This window comes from Streptomyces sp. NPDC091649 (genome assembly GCF_044756785.1).
Lineage (GTDB): Bacteria > Actinomycetota > Actinomycetes > Streptomycetales > Streptomycetaceae > Streptomyces.
On the sequence record NZ_JBIVTR010000015.1, the window covers coordinates 114,233 to 128,843 of the forward strand.

Sequence of the window (14,611 nt, forward strand, 5' to 3'; positions counted from 1 at the left end):
CCAGTAGCACTGTTTGGCCATCCCCTTGTGACCGCTCTGGGACAGGGCGGCCGTAGCAGTGGGGACACGGCCCCTCTATGGTTACTGGCCATGTGGCCAGGAACGCAGCCGCCCGGGGGCGAGCAGAACCCGCAGGACCAGAACCAGAACCCGTACCAGCAGCCGGGGTACCAGCAGCCGAATCCCTATCAGCAACCGGGATATCCGCCGCAAGGAGGGCCGGAGCAGCCCGCGGAGCCGGGCTACGGCTACCCGCAGGGTGCGCCCGGCGGGCAGCCGGGCTATCAGCAGCCCAACCCCTACCAGCAGCCGACGGTGCCGCAGTACGCCGTCCCGGGTCCGCCCGGCGGGCCGAAGCCCGGTGACGACAAGAAGAAGACGACCATCGTGGCGATCGTCGCGGCGACCGCTGTCGTCGTCACCGCCGCGGTCACGGGTGTCGTCGTCCTGGGCAAGGACGACGAGGACGGCAAGAGCGTCGCCGACGGCAAGAAGTCCGCGTCGCCGAGCGCGAAGCCCAGCGAATCGGCCACCGGCTCCGCGCCGGTGGAGAACCCGCGGGGCTCCGACAGCGACCCCAAGCCGACCATTGCGGGCTGGAAGGTCGTCACCAACCCCAAGTGGGGCACGCAGTTCGACGTTCCCGGTGACTGGGAGGTCGCGAGCTCGGGGATGTTCTCGGGCTTCGAGAACGCCAAGGATCCCACCGGTAAGCCGGCCGCCGGCTTCTCCGCGCCCGCGTACTACAAGAGCAAGTGGTGCGTCGACGACTCCGACGGGGACGGCAGCAAGGAGGACACCGGGCTCGCCGGCGTCGGGACGAAGGGCGCACGCGGCGCCAAGAGCACCGACGAGGCCGCGACGATCGAGGCCGGCAACTGGGTGTGGGCCGCCTACGCCCAGCTCGACCCCAAGTCCAAGGTCAAGGTCGGCAAGCCCAAGCCCTTCACCACCAAGTCGGGTCTCTCCGGCAGCGTCGTCCAGGCCACCGCCCTGGAGCTGGCCAACAAGGAGAAGTGCGACACCGACGGGAAGTCGATCGCCTTCTCCTTCAAGAACGCGAAGGGCGATTACTCGACCTGGGCCCTCTACGCCGCCACCGGCGTCAAGGACGAGCTTCCGGACACGACCATCCAGCAGATCCTGAGCACGGTCCGCCTCGCCGGCCAGCCCACCGGCTGATCCCCGCCGCGCGCCGCCCGGCCCGCCCCGGCCGCGGGGACCTCAGCCGACGCTGAAGGCCCCCTCGGGCGGTTCGGGCGAGGCGACCGCGTCCACGTCCGCCACCGGGCGGACCCCGCCGAGGAACCGGGTCAGCGCGGCGCCGTGGGTGACCCGCGCGGGGAAGGCGTCCGCGGCGCAACGGCGGACGAGCGGCGCCACGTCGAGGGGCGCGTACGAGGCGAGGAGGACGACGTTGCCGAAGCGCCGCCCGCGCAGCACAGCCGGTTCCCCGATCAGCGCGATCTCCGGGAAGACCTCGGCGAAGTTCGCCAACTGGGAGCGGAGGAACGCGAACGGCGCGCTGTCGGCCAGGTTGGCCGCGTAGAGCCCCTCCCCGCGCAGCACCCGGCCGGCGGCCCGCGCGTACTCCACGGAGGTCAGGTGCGCCGGAACCCGGGAACCGCCGAAGACGTCCGCGATCAGCAGGTCGGCGGACGCGGGGGCGGTCGCTTCCAGCCGCTCCCGGGCGTCGGCCGCGTGCAGGGAGATGCCGCTGCCGTCGGGCAGCGGCAGTTGCTCACGGACCAGCCGCAGCAGCTCGCGGTCCGCGTCGACGACGTCCTGCCGGGAGCCGGGGCGGGCCGCGGCCACGTAGCGGGGCAGGGTCAGCGCCCCGCCGCCGAGATGCAGTACGTCCAGGGGCACACCCGGTCCGGCCGCGCCGTCCACCACGTGGGCGAGCCGCCGTACGTACTCGAACTCCAGGTGGGACGGATCGTCGAGGTCGACGTAGGACTGGGGCGCGTCGTCGACCGTGAGCAGCCAGGCCCGGTCGCGGTCCACATCGGGCAGCAGCCGGGCGGTGCCGCAGTCGACCTCGCGGATGACGGGTATCGGCTCGTTCACGTCTCCATTGTCACCGGTGCGGACGGGTCCTTCCGCGGCACTGCCCGCCACCCCCGGCTCAGGGGTGGCGGGCAGGCGGGCCGTCAGAGCAGCGCGGTGACCGTGCCGGCGCCGACCGTGCGGCCGCCCTCGCGGATCGCGAAGCCCAGACCGGACTCCAACGGCACGTCGCGGCCCAGCTCCACGGTCATCGTGACCGTGTCACCGGGGCGCGCGACCGCCGCCTCACCGAGGTCGACGTCGCCGACGACGTCCGCCGTACGGATGTAGAACTGCGGCCGGTAGCCGGTGGCGACCGGGGTCGACCGGCCGCCCTCCTTCGCCGACAGCACGTACACCCGCGCGGTGAACCGGCGGCTGGGCACCACGCTGCCCGGCGCGGCCACGACATGGCCGCGGCGGACCCGGTCGCGCTCCACCCCGCGCAGCAGCAGCGCCACGTTGTCCCCGGCCTCGGCGGACTCCATCGGCTTGCCGAAGGTCTCCAGACCGGTGACGACCGTCTCGACGTCCGCGCCCAGCACCGCGACCCGGTCGCCGACGCGGACGGTGCCGCGCTCGACCGCGCCGGTGACGACGGTGCCCCGGCCGGTGATGGTCAGGACGTTCTCGACGGACAGCAGGAACGGCGCGTCGGTGTAGCGCACCGGCATCGGTACGTAGGTGTCGACGGCGTCCAGCAGCCCTTCGACCGCCGCCGTCCAGCGGGGGTCGCCCTCCAGCGCCTTGAGCCCGGAGACCCGGACCACGGGGACACTGTCGCCGCCGTACCCGTGCGCGGAGAGCAGCTCGCGGACCTCCAGCTCGACCAGGTCGGTCAGCTCGGGGTCGCCCGCGTCGGCCTTGTTGAGGGCGACGACGATGTGGTCGACGCCGACCTGACGGGCCAGCAGGACGTGCTCGGCGGTCTGCGGCATGATCCCGTCGAGCGCGGAGACGACGAGGATCGCCCCGTCGAGCTGCGCCGCTCCGGTGACCATGTTCTTGATGTAGTCGGCGTGGCCCGGCATGTCGACGTGCGCGTAGTGGCGGGTGTCGGTCTCGTACTCGACGTGCGCGATGTTGATGGTGATGCCGCGCTGGGCCTCCTCGGGAGCCCGGTCGATCCGGTCGAAGGACACGTAGGAGGTGTTGCCGCCGCGCTCGCTGAGGACCTTGGTGATGGCGGCGGTGAGAGTGGTCTTGCCGTGGTCGACGTGGCCCATGGTGCCGATGTTGAGGTGCGGCTTGGTGCGCACGTAAGCCGTCTTGGACATGGCTCGTTCCTTTGAGAACTCGAAGCTGAGAAGAGAAGACCCCAGGGCCCCGCCGACCCTCCCCTCACGGGGTCCGCCGGACTGTCGGGGGAGGGTCAGCTTCGGGCGCCGCCGATGGGCGCTGCGGCGGCGGAGAACGCTGCCGCGAAGGCTGCTGCCGCGGCCGGGGCGACTGCCCCGGCGACCGCGTCGTTCACGGCAGCCTTCGGCGCGTCCGCGACTGCGGACGGCGCTGCGAGGAAGGCGTACCGGAACATGCCCCCGATCATGGCCGGGCCGGAGCGGCGCGTCGAATGGTTTTCGGCGGGTGGGGCGCCGCTCGCGGGCCTCAGAGGTTCTTGAGCGCCTCGCGCACGGACAGCGGCGACAGGCGGGGCCTGGCTCCCTCGACGAAGTCGCGTACGGCGGTGGGGTCGGTCTTGGCGTACTCCCGCAGAGCCCAGCCGATCGCCTTGCGGATGAAGAAGTCGGGGTGGTCCGCGCTGCGCAGGCAGTAGCCGAAGAGCCGGTCGGCGTCGGTGGCTTCCCGGTAGCGCAGCTGGTGCAGCAGGGCGGTCCGGGCAGCCCAGAGACAGGGGTCGTCGATCCAGCGGTCCATCTCCCGGGCGAGCGCCGGATCGGCGGCGACCAGCGGCCCCGCGACGTGCGCGGCGAGCACGTCGACCGTGTCCCACCAGGGGACGGTGGTCACGAGGTGGTGCAGGATGGGCAGGAAGCCCGAGGAGCAGCGGCCCACGTACCGGCGCAGGTAGTCGGCGGCGAAGTACTGGTACTCCCGCTCCGGCAGCCGCCAGCAGCGCAGCGCGATCGCCGTGCAGTCCGCCTCGTCCGGCCGCCCGGTGCCCGCCGGCACGGTCCGCGACAGAGCCCGGCGCTCGGGGGCGGGGATTCCGAGGAAGGGGGCGACGTGCTTCATGTACGCGGCGGCGGTCTCGGCCCGTACGGGGTCGGCGGCCGGGGCGTAGGCGTCGACCAGCCGCTCGAGAACGGTGTCGGCGAGGGTGCTGTCCGGCGGGGCGGGGGCGTCGGCGGCGGCGTTCACGCGACGCACATTACGGCGATCACACAGCGTTTTCGGTTACTCTCCCCGAATGTTCGACCCCGTCCCCGCCGTCCGGCCCGCCACCGGTCCGGGCCCGGCCCTGCGCCTCTCCAGGGCCCTGCTGTCGCCGTGGTCCCGGTTCTCGCTGCTCGTCGTCGTCCTGCTCGGGGCGGCGTCGACGATGCTGCTGTTCGAACCACAGCGGCTGCTGGCGTCGGGCTGGCCGCCCCAGTTGGCCGGGGGCACGGCCGCGGTGCTGTTCGGGCTGGCGTACGGGGTGCTGACGGTGGCCTTCGTGCCGCGCCCGTTGCTCAACATCGCCGCGGGCGCGTTGTTCGGCGCGCACACGGGTCTGGCGGCGGCGCTGGCGGGCACGGTGCTGGGCGCGGGACTGGCGTTCACGCTGGGCCGGGTGCTGGGCCAGGACGCGCTGCGGACCCTGCTGCGCGGGAGGCTTCTCACCGCGGCCGACGGGGTGCTGAGCCGGCACGGCTTCCGGTCCGTCCTGGCGCTGCGGCTCTTCCCCGGGGTCCCGTTCGCCGCCGCCAACTACTGCGCGGCGACCTCCCGGATGGGCGCTCCGCCGTTCCTCCTGGCCACCGGGCTGGGCTCGGTCCCGAACACGGCGGCGTACGTCATAGCCGGCAGCGAGGCCGCTTCGCCGACCTCGCCCGTGTTCCTGGCCGCCATGGGCTTCATCGTGCTCTCCGCTCTCGGCGGGGCGCTGGTCGCCTGGCGCAAACGCCACCGGCTGGGCCGGGGAGACACACCGAAGGACTGAGCGCATCGCGGCACGTGGATGACCGGTGCGGTCAGCCTGGCGTTTACTTTCAGGCGATACGCTGCCCGCGACCTCGATGTCCTTGACCGCACTCCGCACTCCGCACGCAGCCGACGGGCCCAGTCGTCCGTGGCCGATGCACGATCACCTCCGGGATGGCCTAAGCCCCATGAGCTGGTTCGAATCATTCGTCCTGGGACTCGTTCAGGGACTGACCGAGTTTCTGCCGATCTCCTCCAGCGCGCATCTGCGGCTCACGGCCGCCTTCGCCGGCTGGCACGACCCGGGAGCGGCGTTCACCGCGATCTCCCAGATCGGCACGGAGACGGCGGTGCTCATCTACTTCCGGAAGGACATCGCGCGAATCCTCTCGGCCTGGTTCCGCTCGCTGACGGACCGTTCGATGCGGGGGGACCACGACGCCCAGATGGGCTGGCTGGTCATCGTCGGCTCGATCCCCATCGGAGTCCTGGGCATCACGCTGAAGGACCAGATCGAGGGCCCGTTCCGCGATCTGCGGCTGATCGCGACGACGCTGATCGGCATGGGCATCGTGCTGGGCATCGCCGACCGGCTGGCCGCGCGCGACGAGTCCGGCGGCAGGCACCGCGTCGTGAAGGAACGCAAGACGCTCAAGGATCTGGGGGTCAGGGACGGTCTGATCTTCGGGTTCTGCCAGGCCATGGCCCTGGTCCCCGGGGTCTCCCGGTCGGGCGCGACGATCAGCGGCGGTCTGCTCATGGGCTACACCCGCGAGTCGGCCGCCCGCTACTCCTTCCTCCTGGCGATCCCCGCGGTGCTCGCCTCGGGTGCGTACGAGCTGAAGGACGCGGGCGAGGGGCATGTCGCCTGGGGCCCGACGATCTTCGCGACGATCGTGGCGTTCGTCGTCGGATACGCCGTCATCGCGTGGTTCATGCGCTTCATCACCACCAAGAGCTTCATGCCGTTCGTCATCTACCGCATCGTGCTCGGCGTCGTCCTGTTCGTCCTCGTGGGTGCGGGTGTGCTGAGCCCGCACGCGGGTGAGTCCGCGGGCCTCACCCCGTAGACCGGCGGGCGCCCCGCCCGAGAGCAGCCGGGCGGGGCGATCCAGCGGCGCGGCAGCCGGCAGCGCGGACAGATGTCCTCACCGTACGGCGGGGGTCCGACAACGCCGCGGGGGCGGGCCCGCCGGCGTCAGGCCGGCCGGGGTGACAGACCGGTGGCGGCCAGGACCGCGTCGACCGTCTCCTCCACGGTCAGCTCCGCGCTGTCGATCCAGATCTTCTCGTCGGCCAGTTCGGTGCGCATCACCTCTGCCAGGGGGGACCAGTCCGTGGTCAGCGTCTTGTCCCGGGCGAGGTTGCGCTCCATGGCCTTCGCCGCGCCGGGGGCCAGGACCACGCGGTGCAGCGGTCCGCCGGTGAAGGCGGCACGGTAGAAGTCGAGGTGAGCGCGGCGTACGACGACGTCGTCGATGACCGGGAGGAAGCCGGCGGCCACGAAACTGCCCGCGAGCAGGCAGGCGTTGCGGGCCCGGAGGAAGATCTGCCGGTCCGCCTCCTCGTCCCGTTCGGGTGAGGGCCACCGGCCGCCGGAGACGATGAGCTCCTGGAGGGCGTCCACCTCGATGTGGGCGGAGGCGGCGAAGCGGGCGGCGAGCGCCGCGGCCACCGTGCTCTTGCCGCTGCCGGGGATGCCGGTCAGCAGGACCGCGCCCACCGCGGGTTCGGTGTCCACCGGTACTTCCGTCCAGCCCATGGCCCTGCTCCCCGTTCAGTACACATCACGCACGTATCTGCGGTCCGAGGCTAGCTGTTTCACCTGGGCCGCCGCGGCGTCGGGGTCGAGCCCCCCGTGGGCGACGGCGATGTCGCGCAGGGCCCGGTCGACGTCCTTGGCCATGCGGGAGGCGTCGCCGCAGACATAGAGGTGGGCGCCGTCGCGGAGCCAGGACCAGAGCTGGGCGCCGTGCTCACGCATCCGGTCCTGGACGTAGACCTTGGCCCGCTGGTCGCGGGAGAAGGCGGTGTCCAGCCGGGTGAGGGTGCCCGAGCGGCTCAGCGCGTCGAGCTCGTCGCGGTAGTAGAAGTCCGTGGCGCGGTGCTGCTCGCCGAAGAACAGCCAGTTGGCGCCGGGGTGCCCGAGCGCCCGGCGTTCCTCCAGGAAGCCCAGGAACGGCGCGACTCCCGTGCCGGGCCCGATCATGATCATCGGGGTGGCCGGGTCGGCGGGCGGGCGGAAACGGTCGTTGCGCCGGACGAACACGGAAACGGGGCTGTCCGGCTCGGCGTCGGCGAGGAAGGTCGACGCGACGCCCTTGCGCATCCGGCCGCGGTGGCTCTCGTAGCGGATCACGGAGACGGTCAGCCGCATGCGGCGGGGGTCGACGAGCGGGCTGGAGGCGATGGAGTAGAGGCGCGGCCGCAGCGGTCCCAGCACGTCGGCCCAGGCGGCGGCCGTGGCCCGCACCGGGTGTTCGGCGAGGACGTCGACGGCCTGCCTCCCCCACGCCCACCGGTCCCGTTCGCCCTTGTTGTCGGGGCGCAGCAGCTTCTTCAGCGACCGGTCCCCGGTGTGGTCGGCCACCAGGCGCAGCAGGCCGGGGGTGATGCGGGTGAGGTCGAGGTGGCGGTGCAGGGCCGTCCCGAGCGCGACCGGGCCGTGCCCGGGGACCTCCACCTCGGCGGCCGGGTCGAGTCCGGTGACGGCGAGCCACTCCTCCACCAGGTCCGGGGAGTTGAGGGGCTGTACGCCGAGGGCGTCCCCGGTCGTGTACGTCAGGGGAGTGTCGGCGCGGCGCGTGTCGATCGTGAAGGCGCGGACCTCCTTCGTCGCGCCGGGCAGGCTCAGGAGGCGGTTCCCGGTGAGGAGGGCGGTGACGGGCGTGTCCCGGGAGGGGAGGGGGTGCGCCGCCCCGCCCGACGAAACCGCCGCTGTCTCCGTCGCCGCTGTGGCTCCCGCCCGCGTCGCCGTTCCCTCCGGTGCCGTGGACTCCGGTGCCGCCGTCCCTTCCGGTGTCGTCGGCTCCAGTGCCGTCCGGACCTCCTTGAGCCACTGGTCGAGTGGCTGGTGGTACTCCGGTTCGCAGTCGGTGCGGGGAACCAGCCGCTCCGCGCCCAGTTCGGCGAACCGTTCGTCCAGCCGGCGGCCGTGGCCGCAGAAGTCGTCGTACGAGGAGTCGCCGAGTGCGAGGACGGCGTAGCGGACGCCGTCCAGGCGCGGGGCGCCGGAGCCGTTCAGCGATTCCCAGAAGCCGGAGCCGTTGTCGGGGGCGTCGCCGTCGCCGAAGGTGCTGGTGACGATGAGGAGGTCGGCCGGACTCGGCAGGGTGCCCGGCGTCCCGGCGTCCATGCCGAGGAGCGTGGTGCGGTACCCCTCGGCGGCCAGGGTGCGGGTGGCGGTCGCGGCGGCCTCCTCGGCGTTGCCGGTCTGCGAGGCCCACAGCACGACGACCGGACGGCCCTGTTCCTCCGGGACGCTCGCCGGGGGCGCGGTCGCGGGCTCCGGCGCCTCCGGGAGCCGGGAGTAGGTGCCGGCCAGTATTCCGTCGACCCACAGGGCGTGCTCCGGGGTGAACGGAGCGCCGGCCGGCAGCACCGGCGTGCCCTCCGGCCGGGTGCCGAGACCCGCGAGGAAGCCGGCCAGATAGCGGCGTTCGACGTCGGTGAGGACGGGCGGGGTGATGTCGGCGAGCCCCAGGGCGTGCGTCAGGTCAAGAGTGTGCGGGAGGTCCGCGGCGCGGGCGGGGCCGGTGGCGCCCGCGGGGCCGGGTACGCCGGGGGGCGCGGGGCTCGCCCCGGCGGGGGCGGGGTACGCCGTGGGGGCGGCCACCTTCGCCAGCCGGACCGCGCAGACCTTGAACTCGGGCTGGAACGAGATCGGGTCGACGGCGTCGTTGGTCACGGAGTTCACGCCGAGGTACTCGCCGAACAGGTCGTTCCAGTGGAAGGGGGCGAAGCACTCCCCCGCCCGCACCCGGTCGGTGATCCGGGCCGGGAGCACCGCACGGCCGCGCCGCGAGGCGACCTCGACGCCGTCGTCCTCGGTGAGGCCCAGGGCCGCCGCGTCGTCGGGGTGGATCTCCACGAACGGGCCGGGGTCGAGCCGGTTCAGCCGGTCGATCTTCGCCGTCTTGGTGAGGGTGTGCCACTGGTGCTGGAGCCGCCCGGTGTTGAGGAGATGCGGGAAGTCCCCGTCGGGCATCTCGGCCGGCGGGAGGTGCGGGCGCGCGTGGAAGACGGCCCGGCCGCTCGGTGTGGGGAAGGCGAGCCTCGGCACGCTCCCGTCGGGCCGTACGGTCAGTTCCTGGCTCACGCCGTCGTTGACGTAGCGCACGGGGTTGCGGGCCGGGCCGTCGGCGTCCGCACTCGGCCACTGCACGGGGGTCTCGCGCAGCCGCTCGTACGTCACCCCGCGCAGGTCGTAGCCGGTGCGCGGGTTCCAGGCCCGGGTGATCTCCGCGAAGACCTCCTCGGCGCTCGTGTAGCCGAAGGCGTCCTCGTAGCCCATGGCGCGGGCGACCTCCGCGATGATCCGCCAGTCCGGCCACGCCTCTCCCGGCGGGTCGGTGGCCCGGCGGGAGAGGGTCAGGGTGCGCTCCGAGTTGACCATGACGCCCTCGGACTCGGCCCAGAGGGCGGCGGGCAGGACGATATCGGCGTACGCGTTGGTCTCGGTGTCGGCGAACACGTCCTGGGTGATGACGAGTTCGGCGGCCTCCAGGCCCTCGATGACGGTGCGGCGGTTGGCGACCGAGGCGACCGGGTTGGTGCAGATGATCCAGCAAGCCTTGATCTCCCCCTCGGCCATGCGCCGGAACATGTCGACCGTGCCGCTGCCCGAGCCGTCCGCGCGCAGGGTGCCGGGCGGGAGGTCCCACAGCTCCTCGGTGAAGGCGCGGTCCTCGTCGACGAGGACCGATCGCTGGCCGGGCAGCCCGGGGCCCATGTAGCCCATCTCGCGTCCGCCCATGGCGTTGGGCTGGCCGGTGAGCGAGAAGGGGCCGCTGCCGGGGCGGCAGATCGCGCCGGTCGCCAGGTGCAGGTTGACGATCGCGTTGGTGTTCCAGGAGCCGTGGGTGGACTGGTTGAGACCCATCGTCCAGCAGCTCATCCACGCGCCCGCCTCGCCGATCCAGCGGGCCGCCTGCCGGATGTCGGCCTCGGGGATGCCGGTGATCCCCGCCACGACGGCGGGCGGGTAGTCGCGGAGGAAGGCGGGCATCTGCTCCCAGCCCTCGGTGTGCTCGGCGATGAACCCGGGGTCGGTGTGCCCGTTCTCCACGAGGAGGTGCAGCAGCCCGTTGAGGAGGGCCAGGTCGGTGCCGGGCCGGATGCGGAGGTACAGGTCGGCCTTGGCGGCGGTGGCGTTGCGCCGGGGGTCGACGACGATCAGCTTCGCACCGGCCTTGACGCGCTCCATCATCCGCAGGAAGAGGATCGGGTGGCAGTCGGCCATGTTGGCGCCGGTGACGAGGAAGACGTCGGCGTGGGCGAAGTCCTCGTAGGAGCCGGGCGGCCCGTCCGCGCCGAGGGACAGCTTGTAGCCGCTGCCCGCACTGGCCATGCAGAGCCGGGAGTTGGACTCGATGGTGTTGGTCCCGATGAAGCCCTTGGCCAGCTTGTTGGCGAGGTACTGCGCCTCCAGCGTCATCTGGCCGGACACGTAGAGGGCCACCGCGTCGGGGCCGTGGGCGTCGAGCACGGACCGCAGTCGGCGCGCCGTCTCCGCGATGGCGGCGTCCCGGGCCAGCGGGGCGGGCTGTTCGCTGCGGTCGGCGCGGGCCAGGCCGGTGGTGAGCCGTCCGGGGGCGGCGAGGAGGTCCGCGCCGGTCGCGCCCTTGGTGCACAGCCGGCCGGCGTTCGACGGGTGCTCCTTGTCCCCCGCGGCCTTCACCACGGTGCGGCGGCCGTCGGTGCCGGTGGCGATGTCGAGGACGATCCCGCAGCCGACCCCGCAGTACGAGCAGACGGTGCGCACCCGGTCGGTGGCGGGGGCGTCCGGCGGCGGGGTCGGCACGGTCATGGGGGCCCTTCGGGGCGGGCGTTCCCGGAGGGACGCGGGGGCGGGCGGTGGTCACTCCCGAATCTAGGAAGGGCCCGTTACCCGGGGATGACACCGGGCGAACGACGTCGGTTACGTCGGCTGCACACCGCCCGGGGACGGTCGGTGAGGCCGCCGGGCCCCTGCCCGGGAGCGCGCGGGAACTTCCCCGGCGGGGCCGCCGACTACTGGAGAGACGCCGGGTGCGCGGGCCCTGCCCGGTGACGGAAGCGGCGGCCGGTGACACGACACGGCCGCCGGGGCGACGGCAGCAGGACACCCATCGGGCCCCCGGGCCCGCGAGGAGGCCGCGAGACATGCACTGGTACGAGGACGACACGCTCTGGTCCGACTTCGCCCCGACGATGTTCCCGCCGGCGCGGGCCGGGTCCGCCGCCGCCCTGGTCGCCTCCTCGCCCCTGCTGGACTTCCCACCGGGCGCGAGAGTCCTGGACCTGTGCTGCGGGCCGGGCCTCTTCGTGGTGCCGCTGGCCCGCCGCGGGTACGAGGTGACGGGGGTGGATCTGTCGCCCTCGATGCTGGAGCGCGCCCGTGCCGCCTGTGACGCTGCGGGCGCCGGGGTCCGGCTGGAGCGCGCCGACATGCTCACGTACCGGAAGCCGGCCGCCTTCGACGCGGTGCTGAACGTCTTCACGTCGTTCGGCTACTTCGCCGAGGCCGACGACAACCTCCGGGTGCTGCGCAACGCGTACGAGAGCCTCGCACCCGGCGGCCGGCTCCTGGTGGACGTGATGGGCAAGGAGGTGCTGGCGGGCTGGATCGGGCGGCCGAAGGCGGTCGATCTGCCGGACGGCGGTTACGTCGTCCAGCGGGACACCGTCCTGGACAGCTGGCGGCGGCTGCGCACGGACTGGACGCTGGTGCGCGGCACGTCGGCGCGGACGGCGTCCATCACGTCCTGGCTGTACTCGGCGGCCGAGCTGCACGCCCTCTTCGAGAGCGCGGGCTTCACCGACGTCGAGTGCTTCGGCGGCTTCGACGCCTCCGGGTACGACCAGCACTCGGACCGGCTCATCGTCCGCGGGCGGCGCACGTGAGGGCCGGCTGGGACGCCCGTCCGCGCGGGGCCGCACCGCACCCCGGTCCCCGCGCGCCCACCGGGGCCGAGGCGGGTCCGCCCCGGGCCGCCGCGACGGTCCACGAGCACATCACCGACGCGGTGAAGACCCCGCACCTGATCCGGCTGACCGGCGACGTCGTCCTCGCCCGCTTCGAGACGATGAAGGTGTACGCGGCACTCGGCGCGGTCCGCTCGCTGCTGCGCCGGGGCCGGGTGGTCCCCGGGCAGACCCTGGTCGACAGCTCCAGCGGGATCTACGCGCTCGCACTCGCCATGGCCTGCCACCGCTACGGGCTGCGTTGCCGCATCGTCGCCTCCACCACCGTGGACGCCACCATGCGGGCCCAGTTGGAGGTCCTCGGCGCGACGGTCGACGCGATGCCGCCCTCGCGGAGCCTGCGCCTGGACCAGGAGCTGCGGGTGCGCCATGTGCGCCGGCTGCTGGCCGAGCGGCCGGACTTCCACTGGATGCGGCAGTACCACGACGGGATCCACCACGAGGGCTACCGGGAGTTCGCGGAGCTGCTCACCGGGGCGCTGCCCCGGGGCCCGCTGACCGTGGTCGGCGCGGTGGGCACGGGTGCGTCGACCGGTGGACTGGCCCGTGCGCTGCGGGAGTCGGGGCGGGAGGTGCGGCTGGTGGGCATCCAGCCGTTCGGCAGCGTGACCTTCGGGAGCGAGCGGTTCGAGGACCCGGAGGCGATCATCGCGGGCATCGGCAGCTCGATTCCGTTCGGGAACGTCCGCCACGAGCTGTACGACACCGTCCACTGGCTGGATTTCCGTCACGCGATGGCCGGGGCGGTCGGACTGCTGCGGGAGCACGCGGTGTTCGCGGGCCTGTCCACCGGGGCGGCCCATCTGACGGCGGCCTGGGAGGCGGCCCGTGATCCCGGCCGGCTGCATCTGGTGCTGGGCGCCGACACCGGGCACCGGTACGCGGAGCGCGTGTTCGCCCGGCACGCCGAGGCGCTGGACCCGGCCGGCCTGCGGCCTCGGACCATCGCCTCGCCGGCCGACCTGCGTCCGCCGTGGTCGGTGATGGAGTGGGCCGGGCGCGCCGCTCCGGAGGCCGCCCGGACCGTCGAGGGCGACACCCCCTCCCCCGTACCGACCGTGGAGCCGCTGCCATGACGATCGCCGCACTGGAGTCCCTGTCCTTCGGCCTGGGCCGGATGGCGGAGGCCGCCGCCGGATCGGGGCACCGGCTGTGCCTGCTGACCGGCGACCGTTCGGTCTACCGGCACGAGCTGGCGGTCCTGCCTCCGGACGCGCTGGATGTCGTGGACGTCGACACGATGGACGCCGGGGCCACCCGGCGGGCGCTGGCCGCCGTGCCCGGTCTGGCCGGGCTGATCAACACCACGGACACCTGGAGCCTGCCGGCCGCCGAACTGGCCGCCGAACTGGGACTCCCGGGCGCGGATCCCGGAGCCGTACGGCTGTTGCGGGACAAGCGCCGGGTCCGTCAGACGCTGCACGCGCACGGGCTGAGCCGGAGTACGGCCGTACCCGTCCCGCCGGGTCCCGAAGGTGCCGGGGTCGTGCTGCGGGCCGTGGGGCTGCCCGCGGTCCTGAAGGACTCGGCCGGCACCTCCTCGCGTTGCGTGTGGATCGTGCACGACGAGGAGGCCCTGCGCCGGGCGCTGGCGGAGGCGGGGCGACAGCGTCTGATCGGCGGCCTGTTCGCCGAGGCGTTCCTCGCCGGTCCGCTGTACAGCGCGGAGACGCTCAGCTGGGACGGGGCCACCCGGCTGCTCGGGGTGCTGAGCCGTCAGACGTCCCGGGCGGCGGTGGTGCGGGAGGAGGCGGCGGCGTTCCCGGTGGCGCTTCCGGAGGAGGAGCGGGCCGGGATCGAGGCGTGGGCGGGCCGGGTCCTGGCGGCGGCGGGGCACGCCCGGGGATTCGCCCATGTGGAGTTCGTCCTGACGGCCGACGGGCCCGAACTGGTGGAGATCAACCGCAGGATCGGCGGCGCGCTGGTCGGCGAGGTGCTGTGCCGGACGCTGCGGACCAACGTCTACACGGCCATGATGGACGAGGCGCTCGGCCGCCGTCCGGCATTGCTGGACGCCCCGCTCGACGCGGGAGGGCCCGCGTACGGCTTCGTCCTGGTGTACGCGGAGCGGCCGGGGGTGCTGGAGGGCTGGCTCGGCCTCGACGAACTCGTGGCGTTCCCCGGGGCGGTGGAGTGGTTCCCGGTCCGCGAGCCCGGTGAGAGCGTGGCGCACGTGGGCGACCAACGGGGCTGTACGGGCATGGTGCTGGCCGAGGCACGGACGGCGGAGCTGGCCCAGCACCGGGCGTGGAGCGCCGCCGTCCGGGTCCGCCCGGTCGTCACCGGTCCGGCGTGA

Annotated in this window: 12 protein-coding genes; 6 read left to right on the forward strand and 6 right to left on the reverse strand. The window is 73.3% G+C overall.

What is annotated here, in order from left to right:
* The first annotated feature begins 90 nt into the window (after positions 1-90).
* Complete coding sequence (locus ACIQMU_RS23735) at positions 91-1,182, forward strand: hypothetical protein (protein ID WP_352242224.1); 1,092 nt, start codon at positions 91-93, stop codon at positions 1,180-1,182.
* 42 nt (positions 1,183-1,224) lie between these two features.
* Here the strand turns inward: ACIQMU_RS23735 and ACIQMU_RS23740 are convergent, their stop codons facing one another.
* The 4 genes from ACIQMU_RS23740 to ACIQMU_RS23755 form a co-directional block, all read right to left on the reverse strand.
* Complete coding sequence (locus tag ACIQMU_RS23740; RefSeq protein ID WP_352242223.1) at positions 1,225-2,070, reverse strand: fused MFS/spermidine synthase; 846 nt, start codon at positions 2,068-2,070, stop codon at positions 1,225-1,227.
* 83 nt (positions 2,071-2,153) lie between these two features.
* On the reverse strand, positions 2,154-3,326 hold the full coding sequence (gene tuf, locus ACIQMU_RS23745; RefSeq protein ID WP_352242222.1) for an elongation factor Tu: 1,173 nt from the start codon (positions 3,324-3,326) through the stop codon (positions 2,154-2,156).
* 95 nt (positions 3,327-3,421) lie between these two features.
* Positions 3,422-3,583, reverse strand: a complete 162-nt coding sequence (locus tag ACIQMU_RS23750; RefSeq protein WP_352242221.1) for a hypothetical protein — start codon at positions 3,581-3,583, stop codon at positions 3,422-3,424.
* Between the two features lie 71 nt (positions 3,584-3,654).
* Positions 3,655-4,377: a DNA alkylation repair protein gene (locus ACIQMU_RS23755; protein ID WP_402689628.1), complete on the reverse strand. Its 723-nt coding sequence runs from the start codon at positions 4,375-4,377 to the stop codon at positions 3,655-3,657.
* 40 nt (positions 4,378-4,417) lie between these two features.
* On the opposite strand from ACIQMU_RS23755, the gene ACIQMU_RS23760 reads away from it, so the two are divergent.
* A complete protein-coding gene (locus ACIQMU_RS23760; RefSeq protein ID WP_352242219.1) occupies positions 4,418-5,149 on the forward strand; it encodes a VTT domain-containing protein in 732 nt (243 codons plus the stop codon).
* A 169-nt stretch (positions 5,150-5,318) separates the two neighbouring features.
* Positions 5,319-6,200 carry an undecaprenyl-diphosphate phosphatase gene (locus tag ACIQMU_RS23765; protein WP_352242218.1) on the forward strand — a complete coding sequence of 294 codons (882 nt, stop codon included), beginning with the start codon at positions 5,319-5,321 and terminating at the stop codon, positions 6,198-6,200.
* Positions 6,201-6,328: 128 nt separating this feature from the next.
* Here the strand turns inward: ACIQMU_RS23765 and ACIQMU_RS23770 are convergent, their stop codons facing one another.
* Both ACIQMU_RS23770 and ACIQMU_RS23775 read right to left on the reverse strand, forming a co-directional pair.
* Entirely contained in the window at positions 6,329-6,892 is a 564-nt protein-coding gene (locus ACIQMU_RS23770; RefSeq protein WP_402689629.1) for an AAA family ATPase, read from the reverse strand.
* A gap of 15 nt (positions 6,893-6,907) precedes the next feature.
* Positions 6,908-11,158, reverse strand: coding sequence for a molybdopterin-dependent oxidoreductase (locus ACIQMU_RS23775; RefSeq protein ID WP_402689630.1), 4,251 nt, complete (start codon positions 11,156-11,158; stop codon positions 6,908-6,910).
* A 335-nt stretch (positions 11,159-11,493) separates the two neighbouring features.
* On the opposite strand from ACIQMU_RS23775, the gene ACIQMU_RS23780 reads away from it, so the two are divergent.
* From ACIQMU_RS23780 to ACIQMU_RS23790, 3 genes are read left to right on the forward strand one after another with little or no spacing between them, the layout of a single operon-like run.
* Positions 11,494-12,234: a class I SAM-dependent methyltransferase gene (locus ACIQMU_RS23780; RefSeq protein WP_402689631.1), complete on the forward strand. Its 741-nt coding sequence runs from the start codon at positions 11,494-11,496 to the stop codon at positions 12,232-12,234.
* Positions 12,231-13,391 (forward strand): pyridoxal-phosphate dependent enzyme, encoded by a 1,161-nt coding sequence (locus ACIQMU_RS23785; RefSeq protein ID WP_402689632.1) that lies wholly within the window; start codon positions 12,231-12,233, stop codon positions 13,389-13,391. Before ACIQMU_RS23780 ends, ACIQMU_RS23785 begins: the two co-directional genes overlap by 4 nt.
* A complete protein-coding gene (locus tag ACIQMU_RS23790) occupies positions 13,388-14,611 on the forward strand; it encodes an ATP-grasp domain-containing protein (RefSeq protein ID WP_352242213.1) in 1,224 nt (407 codons plus the stop codon). The genes ACIQMU_RS23785 and ACIQMU_RS23790 overlap by 4 nt, the downstream gene beginning before the upstream one ends.

Excerpts from the sequence above, each read along its gene's own strand:
- ACIQMU_RS23780 (WP_402689631.1), top strand. The coding sequence starts at position 11,494 with ATGCACTGGTACGAGGACGACACGCTCTGGTCCGACTTCGCCCCGACG.
- ACIQMU_RS23770 (WP_402689629.1), bottom strand. The coding sequence starts at position 6,892 with ATGGGCTGGACGGAAGTACCGGTGGACACCGAACCCGCGGTGGGCGCG.
- ACIQMU_RS23750 (WP_352242221.1), bottom strand. The coding sequence starts at position 3,583 with ATGTTCCGGTACGCCTTCCTCGCAGCGCCGTCCGCAGTCGCGGACGCG.
- ACIQMU_RS23765 (WP_352242218.1), top strand. The coding sequence starts at position 5,319 with ATGAGCTGGTTCGAATCATTCGTCCTGGGACTCGTTCAGGGACTGACC.
- ACIQMU_RS23790 (WP_352242213.1), top strand. The coding sequence starts at position 13,388 with ATGACGATCGCCGCACTGGAGTCCCTGTCCTTCGGCCTGGGCCGGATG.
- tuf (WP_352242222.1), bottom strand. The coding sequence starts at position 3,326 with ATGTCCAAGACGGCTTACGTGCGCACCAAGCCGCACCTCAACATCGGC.
- ACIQMU_RS23775 (WP_402689630.1), bottom strand. The coding sequence starts at position 11,158 with ATGACCGTGCCGACCCCGCCGCCGGACGCCCCCGCCACCGACCGGGTG.
- ACIQMU_RS23735 (WP_352242224.1), top strand. The coding sequence starts at position 91 with ATGTGGCCAGGAACGCAGCCGCCCGGGGGCGAGCAGAACCCGCAGGAC.
- ACIQMU_RS23760 (WP_352242219.1), top strand. The coding sequence starts at position 4,418 with ATGTTCGACCCCGTCCCCGCCGTCCGGCCCGCCACCGGTCCGGGCCCG.